Source organism: Microcystis sp. 0824 (genome assembly GCF_003112475.1).
Lineage (GTDB): Bacteria > Cyanobacteriota > Cyanobacteriia > Cyanobacteriales > Microcystaceae > Microcystis > Microcystis aeruginosa_C.
Window position 1 is genome coordinate 38,220 of record NZ_BDSM01000018.1, and the last position, 19,520, is coordinate 57,739.

General features: G+C 41.9%; 15 protein-coding genes and 2 pseudogenes. 7 read left to right on the top strand and 10 right to left on the bottom strand.

Going from position 1 to position 19,520, the window contains the following annotated elements:
• Positions 1-169: 169 nt before the first annotated feature.
• The 6 genes and pseudogenes from N0824_RS06535 to N0824_RS06560 all read right to left on the bottom strand — a co-directional run bounded on the left by N0824_RS06535 (position 170) and on the right by N0824_RS06560 (position 4,772).
• Positions 170-703 (bottom strand): hypothetical protein, encoded by a 534-nt coding sequence (locus N0824_RS06535; RefSeq protein WP_108936168.1) that lies wholly within the window; start codon positions 701-703, stop codon positions 170-172.
• A 78-nt stretch (positions 704-781) separates the two neighbouring features.
• Entirely contained in the window at positions 782-943 is a 162-nt protein-coding gene (locus N0824_RS06540; protein WP_108936169.1) for a ribonucleoside-diphosphate reductase, read from the bottom strand.
• Between the two features lie 86 nt (positions 944-1,029).
• Positions 1,030-1,426, bottom strand: a pseudogene (locus N0824_RS21720) (DUF29 domain-containing protein).
• Between the two features lie 62 nt (positions 1,427-1,488).
• Positions 1,489-1,941: pseudogene (locus N0824_RS06550) on the bottom strand (DUF29 domain-containing protein).
• A 3-nt stretch (positions 1,942-1,944) separates the two neighbouring features.
• Entirely contained in the window at positions 1,945-2,421 is a 477-nt protein-coding gene (locus N0824_RS06555; protein WP_002772074.1) for a DUF29 domain-containing protein, read from the bottom strand.
• A gap of 38 nt (positions 2,422-2,459) precedes the next feature.
• Positions 2,460-4,772 (bottom strand): ribonucleoside-diphosphate reductase subunit alpha, encoded by a 2,313-nt coding sequence (locus tag N0824_RS06560; RefSeq protein ID WP_108936170.1) that lies wholly within the window; start codon positions 4,770-4,772, stop codon positions 2,460-2,462.
• Between the two features lie 435 nt (positions 4,773-5,207).
• Between N0824_RS06560 and N0824_RS06565 the strand changes: the two genes are divergently transcribed.
• The gene (locus N0824_RS06565; protein ID WP_108936171.1) at positions 5,208-8,123 is read left to right on the top strand and encodes a plasmid replication protein, CyRepA1 family; all 2,916 of its coding nucleotides are present in this window, start codon (positions 5,208-5,210) and stop codon (positions 8,121-8,123) included.
• Between the two features lie 536 nt (positions 8,124-8,659).
• Here N0824_RS06565 and N0824_RS06575 read toward each other — a convergent pair.
• Complete coding sequence (locus N0824_RS06575) at positions 8,660-9,310, bottom strand: nitroreductase family protein (RefSeq protein ID WP_004268876.1); 651 nt, start codon at positions 9,308-9,310, stop codon at positions 8,660-8,662.
• A 206-nt stretch (positions 9,311-9,516) separates the two neighbouring features.
• Between N0824_RS06575 and N0824_RS06580 the strand changes: the two genes are divergently transcribed.
• Positions 9,517-10,941 carry a PP2C family protein-serine/threonine phosphatase gene (locus tag N0824_RS06580; RefSeq protein WP_108936173.1) on the top strand — a complete coding sequence of 475 codons (1,425 nt, stop codon included), beginning with the start codon at positions 9,517-9,519 and terminating at the stop codon, positions 10,939-10,941.
• 28 nt (positions 10,942-10,969) lie between these two features.
• Here N0824_RS06580 and N0824_RS06585 read toward each other — a convergent pair whose 3' ends face one another.
• A complete protein-coding gene (locus tag N0824_RS06585) occupies positions 10,970-12,211 on the bottom strand; it encodes an AmpG family muropeptide MFS transporter (protein ID WP_108936189.1) in 1,242 nt (413 codons plus the stop codon).
• A gap of 307 nt (positions 12,212-12,518) precedes the next feature.
• Between N0824_RS06585 and N0824_RS06590 the strand changes: the two genes are divergently transcribed.
• From N0824_RS06590 to arsS, 3 genes are all read left to right on the top strand, one after another.
• A complete protein-coding gene (locus tag N0824_RS06590) occupies positions 12,519-13,139 on the top strand; it encodes a GNAT family N-acetyltransferase (RefSeq protein ID WP_108936174.1) in 621 nt (206 codons plus the stop codon).
• Positions 13,140-13,495: 356 nt separating this feature from the next.
• On the top strand, positions 13,496-14,908 hold the full coding sequence (locus N0824_RS06595) for an LCP family protein (RefSeq protein ID WP_108936175.1): 1,413 nt from the start codon (positions 13,496-13,498) through the stop codon (positions 14,906-14,908).
• A 129-nt stretch (positions 14,909-15,037) separates the two neighbouring features.
• The gene (gene arsS / locus N0824_RS06600) at positions 15,038-16,015 is read left to right on the top strand and encodes an arsenosugar biosynthesis radical SAM (seleno)protein ArsS (RefSeq protein WP_108936176.1); all 978 of its coding nucleotides are present in this window, start codon (positions 15,038-15,040) and stop codon (positions 16,013-16,015) included.
• A 127-nt stretch (positions 16,016-16,142) separates the two neighbouring features.
• On the opposite strand, the gene N0824_RS06605 is transcribed toward arsS, so the two are convergent.
• Together N0824_RS06605 and N0824_RS06610 are read right to left on the bottom strand one after the other, a co-directional pair.
• Positions 16,143-16,415 carry a DUF3143 domain-containing protein gene (locus N0824_RS06605; RefSeq protein ID WP_002770501.1) on the bottom strand — a complete coding sequence of 91 codons (273 nt, stop codon included), beginning with the start codon at positions 16,413-16,415 and terminating at the stop codon, positions 16,143-16,145.
• 5 nt (positions 16,416-16,420) lie between these two features.
• Positions 16,421-16,915 carry a J domain-containing protein gene (locus N0824_RS06610; protein WP_108936177.1) on the bottom strand — a complete coding sequence of 165 codons (495 nt, stop codon included), beginning with the start codon at positions 16,913-16,915 and terminating at the stop codon, positions 16,421-16,423.
• A 48-nt stretch (positions 16,916-16,963) separates the two neighbouring features.
• Between N0824_RS06610 and N0824_RS06615 the strand changes: the two genes are divergently transcribed.
• Together N0824_RS06615 and N0824_RS06620 are read left to right on the top strand one after the other, a co-directional pair.
• Positions 16,964-17,527 (top strand): thylakoid membrane photosystem I accumulation factor, encoded by a 564-nt coding sequence (locus N0824_RS06615; protein WP_108936178.1) that lies wholly within the window; start codon positions 16,964-16,966, stop codon positions 17,525-17,527.
• Between the two features lie 411 nt (positions 17,528-17,938).
• On the top strand, positions 17,939-19,501 hold the full coding sequence (locus N0824_RS06620; RefSeq protein WP_108936179.1) for an iron uptake porin: 1,563 nt from the start codon (positions 17,939-17,941) through the stop codon (positions 19,499-19,501).
• Positions 19,502-19,520: the final 19 nt, after the last annotated feature.

The window sequence follows — 19,520 nt, forward strand, 5'->3', positions numbered from 1 at the left end:
TCAATTAGGTTCGCTACCCCTAACCCGCTTTATTCAAGCTGCCATCTGTCACCAAATGGATCGGACTATATCATCATCCTTTGCTTATACAAAGGAGTCCCCCGCTTCGACAGTCAATCGCTTACTGCCTACTTTACTTAGTCAGATATGATCTGCTGTTCATTAGTCTCTACACCTTCTGCTTTTTTTCTAGCAGCTTGGCACGGTATTGTCTGTGGTGCAAAATCCTGTGACAGTTGGAACACAAGAGAATACACTTATCTAATTCCTTGAACACCTTTTCTTTCTTCAACATCAACATATCTGATGGGGTATATTCCTTCTCAGAGGGTTCGATGTGATGAAAATCAAAGGCCGCAATAGTGTCTTCCGTTACAGCCAATCCACATTCAGAACAGTACCCTCCTTTATAGAGGCAAAACTCAAGTTTTTTTTGGTTTTTAAACTGAGCATCTCTGTACTTCTGAGAATAATGTTTACTGTAAGTGGATCTTTTTTCTTTATTTCGCTCAATGTAGGCTTTTATTTTGGCGTTTCCTTCGCTTGATGCGTAATACTCTCGCTTGTATTCACAAGTACAGCTTTTACACCTTGCTACTGTCCCGCTTTTTAGCCTATTATCTTTGTGAAATTCAGAAATCGGTTTTGTGGTATGACACTTAGTGCAAGTCTTGCTTTCCATTTGTTTTGTTGTGCGATACATATTACACATTATAACAAATTTTCTTGCAAGATAGATCACAGAGTTTCACCGTTTTCAGGGGATTTAGTCTGGACTACCTTATTTAATCCAGAAATTTTCGCGCATTTGTTGATATAAACCCACCGCCCAGGTGTAGCGGACATCGTTTAACTGCATTAGGTTGGTGGTGTTACCAAACCAGATCGAACGGTTTTCGATCGCATCATCTCCCGCCGGATTGAAGATCGGGGAAATGGGCATCGAATGGCAAGAATTAACTAAATGTAAGGACATGATTACTTGGACATTATGGCACTTTTAGGTTATAGTAGATTTTCGGTAAAAAGTCAAATGGTTTGATTAGGGATAAATTCAAAATCTAGAGCTTCTGCCAAAGTAAATGGGCAATCCTTCGGGAATTTCTCTAGGTTTATCCCTGTTTCAATAGCGGCTTTTTTTCTAGTCTTATTAGAGCATTTTTTAAAATCATCTTCTGTTAAAAAAACTCTTAAGACTAGGGCTATTTTCTCAATCTTCTTCTATTCTTTCGCGATGATCAAAAAGGGTTAATTTACATTTTCTGGTTTGTTGTTCTGGTGCTTGTAAGTATTTTAGTAAATGCCATAAAATCACAGTCAGATTACTTTTTAATGCTTTCTGTTGACTGATAGACATAGATTTTATTTCGTCAATTAAATTCTCTAAATATAAATCAGAAAATTGATGATTTTCTAGTAAAAATATAGTTTTCTCTAACTAGAGATAGTAGTCTTTTTCCTATAAGTTCTTTTCCATAATTATCCCCATTATTTTGATATTTCAGGAAACCAATCCTCATTTAAAGCTTGTTCTATAATGCAAATTGCATCTAAACTGACCAAATTTTCAGCCATTCCCGATAATTCGATAAAAGAAATACGAGCTTCTTGAAAAGAGTTGTTAAAAATTTAAATCAGATAAGGCTGTAAACTAGTACTATCGGCAATAATTCTTTTTATGGCACGACGGAAATTCCTAATTTCATTTTTCGATCCTCTTTGATTATATTCTAATTCCGACTGCCAGTAAGCTAGTTTCAGCAAATGTTCTAATAACCGAGTTAAATAACTCTTTAAGCTTTGTCGTTGACTTTTGCCCATGTCGCTAATCTCCTCGATGAGATTATCTAAATCCAACTCAGAAAATTGATGATTTTCCAGTAAAGATCTGGTTTTCTCTATCCAGAGATAGTAATCCTGCTCGTATAAATCACTCTTCATTGCTTAATCCTCTCCGAGAAACTCAGGAAACCAATTTTCATCTAAAATTTGGTCAATTGATCCAATAGGTGTAGCACTTAAAAGTCTTTTATCGATGCCAGAACCTTCGACAAATAGATGGCAAGCATCCTCATAACATTGATCGAGAATCTCGGTGAGGTAAGATACTAAGTTTGTATTATAATTTCCATCCTTTTTGTTGCTAATAATTCTTTTTATTTGAATGCGAAAATTTAAAATCTCTCGTCGCCACTTGTTTTTATTGTAATCGCGCTTAGATTGCCAATAAGTTAATTTAAGTAAATGTTCCAAGAGTTTAGTTAGTAAACTCTCTAACTTCTGGCGTTCTCTTCTGGACATATCTTTTATTTCTTCAATTAAATTTTCTAAATCCAACTCAGAAAACTGGCGATTTTCTAGTAAAGATATGGTTTTCTCTAACCAGAGATAGTAATCCTGTTCGTATAAAGTCTTATCCATAGCTGTGATTACATTGATGAATAAGACTTATCTTAACCTTAATTAGCGCAACTAGAACAACTATCGTCAGACTCTCGAAAATTGTCCTTTTGTACGGTGCGGATATAATAAATCGCTTTACACCCCAATTCCCACGCCATGATTAGGGTATCAAAGATATCTTTAGCAGTGAGACAACGGTTGGGTTCTGCGGGGAAATAAACCCCTTCATTGAGGTTGAATAATAACTCCATAGAAATCCCCGTATCGATCCATTCTTGCATAGTAGCGATCGCTTTCACCACCTGCTGCTGTTCGAGATTTTTATTCTCTGGATAAAACCAGAAAGCTTCTTCAATAAAAGGCGGTGCGATGGGAACGGTTCCCTTTGCCCATTTATCGTAGAAAAAGCGACTATAAACCGGCAAAACACTAGCGGTACATCCCTGTACCAAACTAGAGGAAGTATTAGGAGCAATGGCGGTAATATGGGAGTTACGGATGCCAAATCGTTGAATATCTTCGGCTAATTGTTGCCATCTTTGCGGTTGCACCGCATTATTTAAAAACCATGCCACTGGTTTTGCACCGATTAATTTACCTTGACTCCATTCGCTGCCCAAGAAAGCTTGATAAGTGCCGCGTTCTTTGGCTAATTCCATCGAGGAATAGGTACACCAATAGCCAATTTCTTCAAATAAATTACTAATTTCTGACAGGTTATTGTAGGATAATTTCCGTTTAGCTAACCAGTCAGCCAATCCCATCGCCCCTACCCCAATAGTGCGATATTTATCGTTGTGGTTTTTAGCATTATCAAAGGGAGGATTAGTAATATCGATAGTATTGTCGAGAATCCTGACAGCAATTTGACAATTAGACTCGATTTCTTCCCTGTCGATGTTGGCTAAATTAAGGCTAACTAAATTACAGCAATGAGCAGTTTTATCGGGGGTGACATTCGAGAAACTCTCCGTGCATAAATTTACACCGGGGATATAGCCATCATGTTTATTAGGATTAGCCCGATTGATGGTATCTTTGAAAGCAATGTAGGGCATTCCTGTTTCCACTTGGGAACGCATGATACTTTTAAACAAGTCCCGGGCATTGATTTTTTTATAGAGGAGAATCTCTTTATCTAAATTAGCTTCTACTAAACGATAGGCCTCTTCAAATTCTTCCCCCCATAGTTCCGCTAATTCTATACCTAATTTATTGCGAACTTCGTAGGGATCTACTAATGTCCACTCGGCTTTAGTTATCACCCGACGCATAAATTCATCGGTGATAACTAATTGGGGAAAAACATCATAAGCTTTGCGTCTTTGATCACCGTTTTCTGTCTGCATTTCCAGAAATTCTGGCACATCTAAATGCCAGATGTCAACACCGATAGTTACTGCCCCGGCGCGTCTTCCCCCCTGATTTACTGCAATAGCTGTATCGTTGAGTAATTTAATCCAAGGAATAATCCCCCCGGAAGCGTTAGCTTTCCCCATTACCCAGCTACCAGTGGCGCGAATTCTACTTACATTCACCCCGACACCGCCACCATTTTTGGAGATGCGGGCAGCATTAGTAATCTCGCTGAAAATGCTTTCTAAACTGTCGTCAATTGAGAGGATAAAACAACTGGTTAGGGAACCTTTGGGAGTGCGTAAATTGGCTAAAATTGGGGTGGCAAGAGAGATTTTTCTTTGAGCAATCCCTTGATAAAATTTCTTCGCCCAGTGGAGTCTATTAGCCGGTTCTTCCACAATGGCAAGCAGCAAGGAACAGGTTAATAATGCCTCTTGGGGTAACTCATTTTTGAGTAAATAACGGCTAGTGATTAACAATGCGCCAGCGTAATCATAATCGATATCCCAATCGGGATTAATCCAAGAACCAGCTTCTTTTAATTCTGCCTCGGAATAGATGAGAATCCTTTCGTCGTACAGGCGATTTTTAACTTGAGTTTTGACAGTTTTCTCGTAATTTCCGTACTGATAACCCCGGGCTACCAAGGTATCTTTCCACAGACTCCAAATATGCAATCTTCCCGCCACATAGCGCCAATCCGGTTCCTCGGGACTACACATTTCTAGGGCGCAATTGATTAAATTATCCTGTATTTCCCTAGTGGTAATCCCATCCCGCAGGCGTGTGGTTAAACCCGCTTCTAAGGCAATAGAATTGACTTTTTTGCCCTCACAAGCCCACTCTACCACGTCACGAATTTTGCCGATATTTAAGCTTGTGGTGGAACCATCGCGCCGAATCACTCTAATTCCATGGCTGCCCATATTAGCTAAAGGGGTAGAACGAAAGGGTATTACTTCGTTATTTTTGTGAATGGAGACGGCAGTAGTCAAGGGCTTCGATTGCATAATTGGGAAATTGCGGCTTTAAAAAAAATTGACAAATTAATTTATTTGTACTAAGTTATTCTATCAGATTTTCTAGGAAAACACAATATCTAGCGTGTTAAATAATTTTATAACTCTATATGTGGTATAGCTAGGATTGTTTTGTTCCCTAAAACAGTGTTTTGGATGACATTTTCCGCAAAAAATTCTCGATTTTCTTGCTAGGATAGTTCTTATGTATGCTTGACAAAAAGATTTTTATTTGATATTACAAACAGATTGACAAAATATTTTTGATCCGATTCTGCATAATCTAAGACAAGAGTGGATTAAAAGTCAAATTTCCTCCGAGAACCTCTGAGAGAGTAAAATTTCTCTTTTCGCTATTTAGTGTCTTACCGCTAGAATAATAGGACAAAAACGCTATATATAGCGTCTAGCCAGTAGAGGACAAGGATGAAATATTTAGAAGAATGGCGTGGTAGCGGTGTGGATGCGGAGTTAATCGCTCTCAATGTCACCGGTTTAGCGGGGCTATCTCCCAGTGAATACCTACTCTACTCCCAAGAATTACCGCGACGCAATGATGGCAGGGTTAGGGATAGTATTCTCAAGCGTTATGAACATACCAGTCAAGGCGGTTGGTGGTGTTCAGGAATTGACTTATTAACGGGTAATTATGACCCTTGGGGCTGTTTTAAGCCCGATTTTCCCCGTTTAAGCTTCGATAAGGCTAAACCGATTAAGTACGAACATCCCCCCCAAACCCCTACGGGAGTCTTTGCTTTGCGGGTTCCCCTGAAAATTTGGCAAAGGATAGCCCAGCATATCAATGTTAATATTTTACCTGAAGAAGTGGATAATAAGCAAGAGGATCTCGGTTTTTGGTCCTGGGTAATCAAACATCCAGAGATACCTATTTGTCTTACGGAAGGAGCGAAAAAAGCGGGGGCATTACTAACAGCAGGTTATGTGACAATTGCCTTACCCGGGATTCACAATGGTTATCGTACTCCCAAGGACGAACTGGGTAGGAGAATCGGTAAATCTCATTTAATTCCGCAGCTAGAAAAATTGGCTAATTCCGGACGAAAGATTTATCTAGTTTTCGACCAAGAAACTAAACCGAAAACCCAACAAGCGGTTAATTTAGCTTTACAGAGAATGGGTTATCTATTCACTCAGGCTAACTGTGAGGTAAAGGTAGTTGCTTGGGATGCTGCTGACGGTAAAGGGGTGGATGATTTACTAATCAATCGAGGAGAAGATTACTTTAAACAAGTCTATCAAAAAGCTACCTCTTGGGAGATTTGGAAAGCAGCGAGTTTAAATAGTTTAACTCTCCCACCTCATCTAGAATTAAATAGCCGTTACTTGCCAGATATTGCCATCCCGACATCAGCGCAGTTAATGGCGATTAAATCGGCTAAAGGTACGGGAAAAACTGAGTTTTTAGCCAAGATAGTTAAACAGGCTATTGCCAATCAACAAAAAGTTTTAGTTATTGGTCATCGGGTGAAACTGGTAGAGGAGTTATGTCAACGCTTTGGTTTAAACTATATCAGCAAAATTAGGGATAATCCTGCGGCACAAATTTACGGTTATGGTTTATGTATTGACTCTCTCCATCCCCAATCACAAGCTAAATTTCAAGCGGAAGATTGGCAGGGAGCTATTATTATTATCGATGAGATCGAACAAGTTCTATGGCATGGTTTAAATGGGGATACTTGTAAAAGTAATCGTGTGGCAATTTTAAAATCCCTAAAGTCCCTGCTGCAAACTGTGGTCAGCAGTGGGGGTAAAGTCCTAGTTGCCGATGCTGATTTAAGTGATATTTCCCTAGATTATTTAACTTCTTTAGCGGCAATTAAACTAGACACTTTTTTGATTATTAATGAGTGGAAACCTAGTTATCAGGAAGCTTGGCGAGTTTATAACTACTCTGATAATAGTCCTCAACAGCTAGTTAATGATTTAGTCAAACATATTAAAGAGGGAGGAAAACCTTTCGTTTGTCTATCAGCACAAAAATTAACCAGCAAATGGGGAACAATTACCCTAGAATCATATCTAAAAAAGCAATTTCCTCACAAGAAAATTCTGCGGATAGACTCAGAGTCATTGCAAGATTCTAGTCACGATGTCTATCAAGTGATTGGCAATTTAAATCAGTTGTTGCTTAACTATGATATAGTTCTAGCTAGTCCCGCGATCGAAACGGGAATTAGTATTGATATTCAGCAACACTTTTCCTCGGTTTGGTGTTTAGCACAGGGAATTCAGAATCCCACTTCTATCGCTCAATTTTTAGGGAGAATTAGAGAGAATATTCCTCGTTATATTTGGTCAGCAGTGTACGGATTTAATCAGGTGGGCAATGGTTCCACTTCTATCCCCAAACTTCTCACCTCTGGACACCGATTAACGGAGGTTAATATTCGCTTACTACACCAATCAGATTTAGAATCTCTGGAGGATTTAGATACAACTTTTCAAGCGGAATCTCTACTCTGCTGGGCTAAAATGGCCGTGCGAGTCAATGCTTATATGCTTAATTATCGTCAGTCAATTCTAGAGATTTTACAAGCAGAAGGTCATAGAATTAAAGAACGAAATCAGGAAGAAGAACTAGACATAACTAATCAGTTAACGGAAGCAATTGAAGAAATTATGGAACATAATTATCGTTCTGAATGTGATGCGATTGCCAGCGCAGCCGAGATAACGGAATCAGAGTGTCGTCTGCTAAAAAAACAGTTAGTTAAGTCAGTAAAAGAAAGGAGAATTATCAGGAAATATGACCTATACAAACGCTATGGAATCCCCGTCACACCACAATTAGTAATTAAAGATGATCAAGGATGGTATCAAGAACTACGCTTACATTACTTTTTGACAATTGGGCGACAATTTTTGTGTGATCGAGATGCTTTAATTGCGCGTAAACTGATAGAATCAGGTCACGGAAGTTTATTTATTCCCGATTTTAATAGTAGTCAATTAGGAGTGATTATCGGGACGTTAGAATTGTTGGGAATTTCCGTATTATTAGCTAACCCAGAAAGAGAATTAAATAATCATGATGCCGATTTACAAAAAATGGCGGAAATCGCCATTAAAAACCGTAACGAGATTAAAACTATCACCAAGATTAATCTCTCTAATACTTCCCGTCCCCTGACAATTATTCGTAATTTTTTAAACTTGTTAGGTTATAAATTAACCAGCAAGGGCAGCCAGAGAATTGCTAAAAAATCCCTAACAGTTTATCAGATTGTTGCACCTCAGGATGGTAGAGAACAAGTGTTTCAACAATGGTTATTTAGAGACGAAAAATGTGCGGGAAGTTCCGAGTTTTGGTATGAATAAGGTTTCTAGGGACTTGTTATAGCGTTTTTCAGTCTGCTGAGGTACAAAAGTTATGGGTTTTAGGCACTCATGCAAGAGGCAAAAGGCAAAGGGGAAGAAAAACAGGTGTACCTCACTAGCTTAGGAAACGCTATATAGCAATTCCCATAGTTGTGAGGTACAGAGTCTTAGGTTTTGAGGAGTCAGGAGTCAGGGGTCAGGATTCGGGATTCAGGAGTTAAGATTTTGGTGTACCTCATGAGATTGGGAAACGCTATATACAAATAATTAACCTTATATCTTGTGAAAAAATTAAGATCGATGTCGGCTGTATTAGCGCAGCTTGATGCAGATTAAATTGTTAATTTTGACACAATACAAGGCGTTGCTCAATCAAGCTATGAATACCAACTGTGCATCCTATCTAAAAGTTAGTTTGCCAGAAGATTCCTATCTCAAATCAGCAACGCCAACCCCTGCCAACCGAAACCGATACCCACCCCCAAACCACCGGCTAAAACAGCGATCGAAACGGGATTAAATCCATTTAATAGAGTTTAGATTTGATAGGGATTACCCAAGCGATCCACAAAAACATTGTAATCTAAGGGTAAACGCCCCGGATTAAGCCGTGGTTCCGCCGCGTAACCGATGGGAACGACAACAGCGATCGCCAGATGGGGATGATCGGCAGCACCGATCACAGCTTTTACCTTGTCCTCGATCCAACCGTTGAGAAAACAACTAGATAAACCGAGACTTTCAGCAGCTAAAACCAGATGAGTAGCGGCGATCATGGCATCTTTAATCGCATATTCCCGGGTTTTTTCGCCCAAATCCTTTTGAAATCCCGGGATTGCCTGTTTAAAATATTTTACCGTGCCTTCGCTCCAGGCACCTGTACTGAGAGCCTGTTCATAGATAGGAGTTAGATCTCCTCCTCCTGCGGCAGCATCGGCAGCGAAAACAAAAGTAACCGGCGCTTGGATAATTTGCTTTTGTCCCCAAGCGGCCTCGGCCAAAGCGGCCTTTTGTGCCTCATCTTGTACTAAAATAATTCGCCAATCTTGGATGTTGAAACTACTAGGTGCGGCAACGGTTAATTCTACTAGGGTTTTCAGCAGTTCCGGTGCGATCGGATCGGTGGTAAAATTTTTAATAGAACGACGTTGATTAATCGCCGTGGGAACATCGAGAGGCAAGGTCATAAAGTCAATGGATCAAGTTAAATACTTCTAATTATTATAAGGTCAGGTTATCAGCCCTAGACTTCGGTGTGACAAAACAGAAATAGTAAAACATCGGGGTTAAATTGTGGCAGTCAGGAAAAGATCGACTATACTGTTAAACTTAAACAGGTCATAACCCAATGACCATCTAGCTATAATCATGTCACCGCCACAAAAATCATTTTATGCTTTCTGAGCCGGAACCGAGGGAAACCCTCACCACTGCCCCCGTCAATATGGGCGATCAAACTACCGATATCAAGCCAATTTTAGCCTTAAAAGAGTTGGTCGCCAGTTTATATCGCGAACAAAACAAAGTTCAAAATCTCTTAAGTTCCCTCGGTTTTGCCCTGCGGAGTTTCAATAATTTAAACCAATTCCTCGATCTTACCCCCTTGATGGCCGCACGAGTGGCAGACGCGGAGGGAGGAGCGTTGATTTTGAGCAAAAATAACGGTCAAGTAGCCCTCGATCAACTCCATTGCCAAGATAATCAAATTAATGGGGAACTACGCCGACAATTAGAGGCAATTATCCGACAATTAAACCAAGAAGCGACACTTGAGAACAAAAATAATCGATCGCTTCTCGATAGTCTCGACCATAAAATCCGGCAAACTCTCGGACAGGGTACGCAGGTTTATAGTACACCTGTTTTAGTAAAAAATAGTGAGCGGGGACGTTTATACGTTTTCAGTCGCGATCCCGATTATGGTTGGACACCCACCCGTCGTAAACTTCTGCAGCTAGTGGCCGATCAAACGGCGGTAGCTATAGCTAATAATGAATTAACGATCGAATTACGGGCCAAGGAACGTCAGGATCGAGAGTTAGAAATCGCTTCCGAAATCCAAAATCGTCTTTTACCCCGGCAATGTCCGAAAATTCAGGGGGTAGAATTGGCAGCCCACTGCAAAACGGCTAATCGCGTTGGGGGCGATTATTATGATTTTATCCCCTGCAACTACGATCAATTTAAACCGGCAACGGAGGCGGAAATGGAAGCCAGTACCGCCCCTTGGAGTATAGTCATCGGTGATGTCATGGGTAAAGGTGTCCCGGCAGGATTATTGATGACCATGACCCGGGGAATGTTGCGAGCGGAAGTGTTAAATCGTCACTCCCCGGCCCAAATTTTGCGTCATCTCAATCGGGTTATGTATGCCGATCTCGATAATTCTCATCGTTTCGTGACATTATTTTATTCCGAGTATGATCCCCTGACGCGCCGTCTTGGCTACAGTAATGCTGCCCATTATCCCACCCTCTGGTGGCGGGCCAAAACGGGAGAGTTAGAGTCTCTCGACACGGAAGGGACATTAGTTGGTTTAGAGGCCGATTCTATCTATGATGATGCCCAAGTGCAATTAGAAGCGGGAGATACCGTGATTTATTATACCGATGGCTTTACCGATGCAGTTAACTCGAAAGGGGAAAGATTTGATCAGAAAAATTGGCTATCGGCAGTTAAAGAAGCCTGTCAACAGTACAACGATCCCGAACAGATTCTAGAATATTTATTTGGGAAAGTGGCCGCTTTTACTGGGTTAGGAAATGACAGTAGTGACGATATGACTTTAGTAGTTATGCGAGTGAAATCGGAGGAATAAATCATCGTTCTCTAGCTCATAAATTAGCCTAATTCGGCTCTTGCCAGGGAGCAAATAAAGGTAATAAAGCTAACCCGGGTAAAGCGGCAATTACCGTGATTAAAAAGAACCACTGCCAACCGATCTTATCCGCTACACCTCCAGCGGGAGCTACTAAAATATCGCGACTAAAGGCCATTAAACTTGATAAGAGGGCGTACTGAGTAGCGGTAAAACGAGCATTACAAAGACTCATTAAAAAAGCCACAAAAGCGGCAGTTCCTAAGCCGCTGCAGAAGTTTTCAATATTAATAGCTAAGACCATAAAAGGATAATTTTGCCCTAAATTTGCTAAAATAAAATAGGCTAAATTACTAATAGCTTGCAAGCCGCCAAAAATCCAGAGCGATCGATTAATTCCCCAACGACTTAACAGGGAACCACCTAATAAAACTCCCACCATAGTTGCTATCATGCCCATGCCGCCTTGGATCGCTCCGATAGCGGTTTGACTGAAACCAGTTTTTAAGAGAAAAGGAGTCACCATATTATTAACTAAAGCATCCCCTAAACGATAGAGAACAATAAAGGCGAGAATGCCGATTCCTTGACCTAATCGATAGCGTTGAAAAAACTCTTGGAAAGGCAACCAAACCGCCTCTAAAAGGCTTTGAGGAGTATCATCTCTAGGAGGAGTAGCTGGGGCGAAAAAAGACCAAATAATCGTTAAAGCCATCAATGCAGCTAGGAAAAGATAGACAAGGGGCCAGGGAAATTGATCGGCTAAAATTAAAGCGATCGAACCAGTTAAAATTAAAGCCAAACGATAACCTAAAACCCCGATCGCCACCCCAGCACCCATCTCCCATTTTTCTAAAATATCTGTGCGATAGGCATCGTAGGCAATATCTTGAGTGGCACTAAAAAAAGCAATCAGTAAAGCATTAATTGCCAATAATTCCAAAGATTGTTTTGGTTGTTGAAAAGCCATAAAACCAATCGCTAAAGTTAAACAAATTTGAGCGATTAAAATCCAACCGCGACGACGACCAAGAAAAGGAGGAACATAGCGATCGAGTAAGGGAGACCAAAGAAATTTGAGAGAGTAGGGGAGGGTGACTAAACTAAATAAACCGATCGATTTCAGATCAACTCCTTCGGTGGTCATCCAAGCTTGCAGGGTGCGACTGGTGAGCAATAAGGGCAATCCAGAAGCAAAACCTAAGAATAACAAAGCCGCCATTTTTTGACTGCGGAACACTTGCAAATAAGCGGAAATTTCCTTGATCATAGAGGGGATAGGAGGATAGATTAGATTAAAGAATATAGTTAATTGACCCAAAAAGAAAGAGATTAGTTCTGACCGGCATCGCCCCATATTAGCCATTGCCCGGCGATCAAAAAAAATTCCCGAAAAAATTGCGGTCTTTCCCCCAACTGGGGCTATAGGCAGTAGAATGGATGAGATTTTGATTCAGTAGTCTTGAAAAATTGCGGTCTTCTCCCTAAGATAGATGCTTGATTCCCCCAACTAAATCCCACCCCTATTTACCCTTCCCAGATAAGGACTGCCATCCCCATCTTCCCTGCCGACTCCTGTGATTAAAGTGGACTCCTGTTTTATCTCATACCTATTGTCTCATCCCTCCGACTCGGAAGCGATCGGTGACACTGCCGCCATTGCCGTCGAAGTACGTTTGGCCCAAGGCCAAGATCTCAAAAGTTTGGCGGAGATTCTCACCGATAGTTTTTTCCCCACGGCCAATTATTGGTCTTTTCTGCGTCCCATCTTTAAATTAGGCATTTACGAGGACTTACGGGGACGATTGCGCGCCGATACCCCTTACTACCACTGTCTGGTAGTCAGTCAAACCAGCGTCACTGCCACAGGTCCTGAGGAAATTATTGTCGCTACGGCGGAAATCGGCTTAAAATCCAGTTCTTTTTTGGCTGTTCCCATCCCTTATATCTCTAATTTAGCCGTTAGTCCCGATCGCCGGCGTGCCGGTCTGGCCCGGAGATTGCTGCTCAAGTGTGAACAGATCGCTAGAGAATGGGGTTTTGAGGAACTTTCCCTCCATGTTCTCGATAATAATCTAGCAGCCCGGTCACTGTACTTAAGTAGCGGTTATCGTCTGCAAAAAACCGACGGTTGGTTGGTCAATTGGTTATTTAATCGACCACAAAAGTTATTTCTGCACAAAAAAATCAGCCAATGAGGAGACTCCGAGACAGGTTTTAGGGGTTGGGGTGTTGCGGTTTTAGTTCAATTTCCCCACTCCCCCACTCCCCCACTCCCCCACTCCCCCACTCCCCCACTCCCCCACTTCCCAATTCATAATTCATAATTCATAATTCATAATTCCCACACCCCACTCCCACGAAACAAACCCTAGATATTTCGACAAAATTGCGATGCCGAAGAACTATAAGGAAAAATTCTGCTATATTATCTGCTAACTCTCTAGAAAACCCGATTAGTTTAATAATCTTTTCCGGTTATCTGAGAAAACAAATAGTTTATCTCTTTAAATATGGTTTTAGGGAGATATTTAGTGATTGTGTGAGGCAATTTGTGGTTAATAAGACGAAATCAAGGCTTAAAAGCGGAAAATCAAGCAAATTAGCGGCTAAACCTGTTAAAAAGCGGCGATTGTCGGGTAAATGGTTCCTGACAGCCCTAGGCTTAACTGGCTGCGCCCTAGTTTCCGCTACGGCGGGGGCTATGTTAGCTGTGTCTCTCTCCTCCACACCTTTGCGACAAGCTGCCCTTAGTCCCGAAGAAGCCGCCGCTTTTAACAATCAGCAGGCCATATCCTATGAAAATCTGCAACTTCCCGCCCTCAACCGCCCCGTTAATATTCTGGTAGTTGGCGCGAAAGTGTTGACATCCGATGTCAAGGAGGCACAAACCCCAGATCTGGGTTATCATGCCCCGGTTAATTCCTTGGAGGGTTTAACCGATACCATGCTGTTACTGCGTTTTGACCCCCAAAGACAGAAGTTAACCATGCTTTCCATCCCCCGGGATACCCGCACCGATATCGAGGGTTATGGGGAGAAAAAAATCAATGAAGCTAACGCTCTCGGGGGACCTGCTTTAACGGCGGAAACGGTTAGTCATCTTTTAGACGGAGTCGCTATCGATCGCTATGTTCGCATTAATGTGCAGGGTGTGGAAAAATTAATTGATGCTTTGGGGGGGGTGACGGTATATGTTCCCAAAGACATGAAGTACAAAGATTTTAGTCAACACCTCTACATTGACCTGAAAAAAGGGGAACAACACCTCAACGGCGAGAAATTCCTCCAGTTTGCCCGTTTTCGTTACGATGCTAACGGCGATATCGGTCGTATCCAACGACAACAGCAATTAATGCGGTCTTTAGTAGAACAAACCCTAAAACCAGCAACTTTACTGAAAATTCCCGATATTATCGAGGTTATCCGCACCCATATCGATACTAATCTCAGTTTAGAGGAGTTACTCGCCCTAGCCGGTTTTGCCTCCAAAACTCAGCGCGCTGATGTGCAAATGCTACTGCTACCGGGGGACTTTAATGGTGATGGTCGGCAAGGGATCAGTTATTGGTTGCCCGATCAAAGTAAAATTCAAGAGCTAGTGGCTCAACATTTTAACCACGGCTTTTTTATGGCTGACACTGAAGAAACCACACGACCGACTCGCATAGCTGTGGAAGATAGCATCGATAATCCAGAAGCGGTGCAAACTCTAGTCAGATATCTGCGCTCGTTTGGTTATGAAAATGTTTTTGTCTCTAAGTCTTCATCGCCAATTCTAGAAACTACCAAAATTATTGCTCAAAAAGGGGATGATTCCCTGGCTGCTGCCCTCCATAATAGCCTTGGTGTCGGGGAAGTTTTGGTGGAAAGTACGGGAAATCTCGCTTCTGATGTGACGATTAAAATTGGTCAAGATTGGCAAGAAAAATCAGCTAATCTTTCTGAGCTATCCCCTGGCAACTAAGAGAAAAATCAAGTTTATCTGAGTTAGGAGTTACCCATTGACAAAAAACTCATCCATTATCAGTTATCATTGATTAGTGATTGGTCACTGTTTACTGTTCACTGTTTACTGATTACTGTTTACTCTCCCATGACCCCTTTTGTTGAGAAAATAAAAACTCCTTTAACTAAGCAAAAAATCTCGGTTCTGCAAATTAATTTGGGAAAAAAATGTAACCTTGCTTGTAGCCATTGTCATGTGGAAGCAAGTCCAGTTCGCTCCGAAGAAATGACTCCAGAAGTGTGCGAACAAATTATCGAACTGATCGCAAGATTTCCCCAAATTAAAACCGTCGATCTGACCGGCGGCGCTCCAGAAATGCTCTACGGTTTTAAGCCGATTGTGGAAATCTCTAGAAAAGCTGGGAAACAGGTAATTGTGCGCTCGAATTTAACTATTTATTTCGAGAAAGGATTTACTGATATTCCTGAATATTGCGCGGGCCATCAGCTGCGGGTGGTGGCTTCTTTACCCTGTTATCTTGCCGATAATGTGGATAAAATGCGCGGTCTGGGAGTCTATGATCGATCAATCGCCGCTTTACAATGGTTGAACCGTCTTGGCTACGCTCAAGAGCCGAATTTGATTGTAGATTTAGTCTATAATCCCCAGATTCCTAAGTCAGAGAATTTTTCTCTCACACCGGATCAGGTATCCCTAACACGGGATTATAAAAAGTTCTTACAAGAACATTTTAATATTTCTTTTAACAATCTGTTTACTATCACTAACCTACCCGTCGGAAGGACGCGCTTCCATCTGGAACACCGGCAACTCTATCAACCCTATCTTCAATTCCTCGAAGACCATTTTAATGGCGATACTGTCGAATATTTGATGTGTCGTAATCAGCTTTCGATCGATTATTTGGGTAATATCTATGACTGCGATTTTAATCAGATGGAAGATCTGGCCGCTTGCACCGGTCAAGACCAAAAATTAACCCTGTCGGATTTATTACAAGCGGATAGTTTAGATCTAATTGCAGAGGTACAAACCGCTTCCTATTGCTACGGTTGCACTGCCGGCAGCGGTTCCAGTTGTGGGGGAGCTTTGATTTCAAGCTGAACAAGTGTACTGGATTGACAGCCTGTCTCGGAAAGTTTAGTACAAATGCTCGGACTAGCTCTCCTCGCTGCCAACTGCGGTGCTGTCTTAACGAGTAATCTTAGATAGTCAAAAGTTTAACCGATGATTAGGGACCAGAAAAAACCGCCGATTCTATATCTTGGCGACTAAGGGAGTATTTAAAAGCGCGATTGATATCACTGCCGTCATTTGCTGCCCGAAAGTAACGAACGGTGATTTCTTCGATATCGAGGCAGATTTCCGCTTTCCATGTCGGTTTTTCCACAGTCCAACAGTGGACATTCTCGGTATTTTTCCGACAACCTAATTTAACTAGCCATGCTTCGATCGCCGGTAAGGGATGATTATAGAGGGGAGTATCAGCAGTGGGAATCTTCATCGCATCTAAATCAAAAATAATTGGGCTACAGTGACGGCATTCTCTCCTCGAAGCATAGCAATAATCACCGCTAGTAACAAGCAGCCCAGCAGGGTGAGTGCCAAGATAAACAAAGCAAAAATTTCTCCCGAAGATAGGGGGCGATCGGTAGGATCGAGATAGGCGCTACGATTAGCTATGGGTTGATCGCCATCGGGGATAGTTTGGATGACATTCCAGCGCGAGTAACCTATCTGTAAATCATACAGGGAACGGCGATCGGGACTACTCAGGGTGGCATAAGCTTCGTTAAGACGCTGGAATTTAACCGTTGCCACTTCGGGGCTGAGTTCGGTAGTATCGGGGTGGTATCGTTTACTGAGTTCCCGATAGGCGCGTCGCACTTCGATCACCGAGGCACTCGGATGTAGCCCGAGAATGGCATAATAGGTATTGGCAAAGCGCGAGTTAGCGGCAATGACTCGCGAGGTAGTTTGGGAATTATCGCGCTCGAAGGTCACAAGATTTTTTACACTAAAAATTGTCTTAATATTTTAACCCTGTTGATCATGAAATCTCGTTATCGGCTGCGTCTTCAGATCTGTCTTGTCTTTCTTATTATCGCCCTGACGAGTTGGTCTCCTTGGCTAACCTCTAGCGCCTATGCGGGGATCGATGATGATCGCCTCGATGGTAATATTTTTGTGGTCTATGCGGGTAATGGTTCCCTCGTACCACCGCGTCTAAATTTAGCGGAAACTTTTCAACGGAAAATTCCAGCTATAATCGTCTATTATTTGGATGATAGTAGTGATTGTAAGCGATTTGCGGCGATTGTCTCCCGTTTTCAAGAGTTTTACGGTCGCGCCGCCAGTATTATCCCCGTTACTGTCGATTCTATCCCCTTAAAGTCTTCCTATCGTCCCGATGAACCGGGTTACTATTATCGCGGTGGGGTTCCCCAAACGGTGGTTTTAGACCAACAAGGTAAAGTGGTTTATGATGGTTTGGGCAATGTTAAATACGAAGATGTGGATGATGTCTTAAGAAAGGTTTTTGATCTTCTGCCTCGATCAGAATCGGTAGAGTTAAAAAGACGCTCTTTTAACGAGTTTAACGCTGAATTGCGCTAGTTACCTCCTTTTTTATCCTCAATTGAACCAAAAATAATCATTTAGAGATGCTGTCAGCAGCGTCTCTATCTTGTTTTTAGGAACAATAAAATTATTTACCTATTGTTTTTATTATCATTTAAGATTTATTTGAACCAATAAATGCTAGGCAATTCAGATTTTATCTGGAGTAAGTAAGTAGGCGTTAAAAGTTATCAGATGCCCCTCTTATTAAGGTTCGATCCCCCCGCCTACCGGCACCCCCCTTATCAAGGGGGGCAGGGGGGATCGAACCTAAAATCTATCTTCAATTTAATTATAACCAGCTACTTAACACTTAAAAAATATTGGCAACAGTGCCAAACTGGAAAAAGTTTGCTAACCTGATTACATTGATAATAAGAATCATTCTTGTAAGTGTGGGAGGCAGCAATGAAAATCAAGCAAAATTTGCTAACAGCAGCGATATTACTGGGTTTTTCTGGTCCAGTACTGGCTAATAGTCTCGAAAACCTCTCTAGTAACCCCATGGCACAGGTAACAAGTGTCAATCAATTGCGGGATGTTTCTCCCACCGCCTGGGCGTTTGAGGCCTTAAGAAGTCTCGTGGAGAGGTATGGTTGTATAGTAGGTTATCCTGACCGTACTTTTCGCGGTGAACGCGCTTTAACTCGTTGGGAATTTGCCGCGGGGTTGAATTCCTGCTTAAATACCCTGGAAAGATTGATTCAAGAAGGAGTAGCGGTATTAAAAGAAGATCTAGACAGAATCAAGCGATTAGTCAAGGAATTCGAGACAGAATTAGCAGCCCTAGGGGCAAGGGTTGATAACTTAGAAAATCGAGTCGCTTTTCTGGAAAATAATCAATTTTCCACCACTACTAAATTAACCGGGGAAGTGGTGATGGCATTATATGGGGTAGCCACAGGAGAAAAAAACGGTGGTGAAGGAATTCCCCAAGTGCCAGCTTTTGGTTATCGGGCCCGTTTAGAATTAAATACTAGCTTCACAGGCAAAGATTTACTCTATACCCGTCTAGCAACGGGAAATATTGCCGATTTAGCCGATACCACCGGAACTTTTGCCAGTACCTTAGCCTTTACCCAACCGGACGGCAACGATTTATTGCTAGAAGTTTTAAACTACAGTTTCCCCCTAACGGAAAATATCCAACTCTGGTTAGAAGCGACGGGAGGTGCTAAAGATGACTTTACCAATACCCTCAACTTTTTGGATGGAGATGGTGCTAGTGGGGCGCTTTCCGCTTTTGGTACCCGCAATCCCCTTTATTTTGCCCCCGGACAAACTGGACTCGGTTTACAGGGTAATTATGGGGCTTTCCAATTCAGCGCCGGTTATCTTGCCGGGGATGCTAACGATCCTAACCCGGGTGCGGGTTTATTTAACGGTTCCTATACTGCCCTGGCACAGGTGGGTTATGTTCCAGACGAGAATTTTGGCATTGCTTTATCCTACTTTCATGGTTATAACCAATTAGACACGGGGACGGGAAGTCAGCGCTCGAATTTCCGATTTTTCACCGAAGAACTATTCGGGGAGGCTGTCCCGACCATTAATAATAGTTTGGGTTTACAATTTACTTGGCGAATTGTCGATGGTTTTGTCCTCGGTGGTTGGGGTGGTTACACAAAAGCTATCACCCTTAGCACCTTAGATGGACAACTAGAACGCGGGGATTTAGATATCTGGAATTGGGCGGTAACTTTGGCTTTTCCTGATTTATTTAAGGAAGGAAATACGGCGGGTATTATTGTTGGTATGCAGCCTTGGGTATCTAGTTCTAGTATTAGATTAAATGATGGCAGTTCCACTAATGATCCCGATACTTCCTTTCATATCGAAGGATTTTATGAGTGGAAAATCACCGATAATATTGCCCTTACTCCGGGGGTAATCGTGATTACTTCTCCTAACTCAAATAACAACAACTCCACCTTAGTTATCGGTACTATCCGCACGACTTTTACTTTCTGATTTGTCTAGGCAGCTGGTC

What these genes read in the sequence shown, in the direction of transcription:
- N0824_RS06535 (WP_108936168.1), bottom strand. Translation starts at nt 703, where the DNA reads ATGTATCGCACAACAAAACAAATGGAAAGCAAGACTTGCACTAAGTGT.
- N0824_RS06540 (WP_108936169.1), bottom strand. Translation starts at nt 943, where the DNA reads ATGCCCATTTCCCCGATCTTCAATCCGGCGGGAGATGATGCGATCGAA.
- N0824_RS06555 (WP_002772074.1), bottom strand. Translation starts at nt 2,421, where the DNA reads ATGGATAAGACTTTATACGAACAGGATTACTATCTCTGGTTAGAGAAA.
- N0824_RS06560 (WP_108936170.1), bottom strand. Translation starts at nt 4,772, where the DNA reads ATGCAATCGAAGCCCTTGACTACTGCCGTCTCCATTCACAAAAATAAC.
- N0824_RS06565 (WP_108936171.1), top strand. Translation starts at nt 5,208, where the DNA reads ATGAAATATTTAGAAGAATGGCGTGGTAGCGGTGTGGATGCGGAGTTA.
- N0824_RS06575 (WP_004268876.1), bottom strand. Translation starts at nt 9,310, where the DNA reads ATGACCTTGCCTCTCGATGTTCCCACGGCGATTAATCAACGTCGTTCT.
- N0824_RS06580 (WP_108936173.1), top strand. Translation starts at nt 9,517, where the DNA reads ATGCTTTCTGAGCCGGAACCGAGGGAAACCCTCACCACTGCCCCCGTC.
- N0824_RS06585 (WP_108936189.1), bottom strand. Translation starts at nt 12,211, where the DNA reads ATGATCAAGGAAATTTCCGCTTATTTGCAAGTGTTCCGCAGTCAAAAA.
- arsS (WP_108936176.1), top strand. Translation starts at nt 15,038, where the DNA reads ATGACCCCTTTTGTTGAGAAAATAAAAACTCCTTTAACTAAGCAAAAA.
- N0824_RS06605 (WP_002770501.1), bottom strand. Translation starts at nt 16,415, where the DNA reads ATGAAGATTCCCACTGCTGATACTCCCCTCTATAATCATCCCTTACCG.
- N0824_RS06615 (WP_108936178.1), top strand. Translation starts at nt 16,964, where the DNA reads ATGAAATCTCGTTATCGGCTGCGTCTTCAGATCTGTCTTGTCTTTCTT.
- N0824_RS06620 (WP_108936179.1), top strand. Translation starts at nt 17,939, where the DNA reads ATGAAAATCAAGCAAAATTTGCTAACAGCAGCGATATTACTGGGTTTT.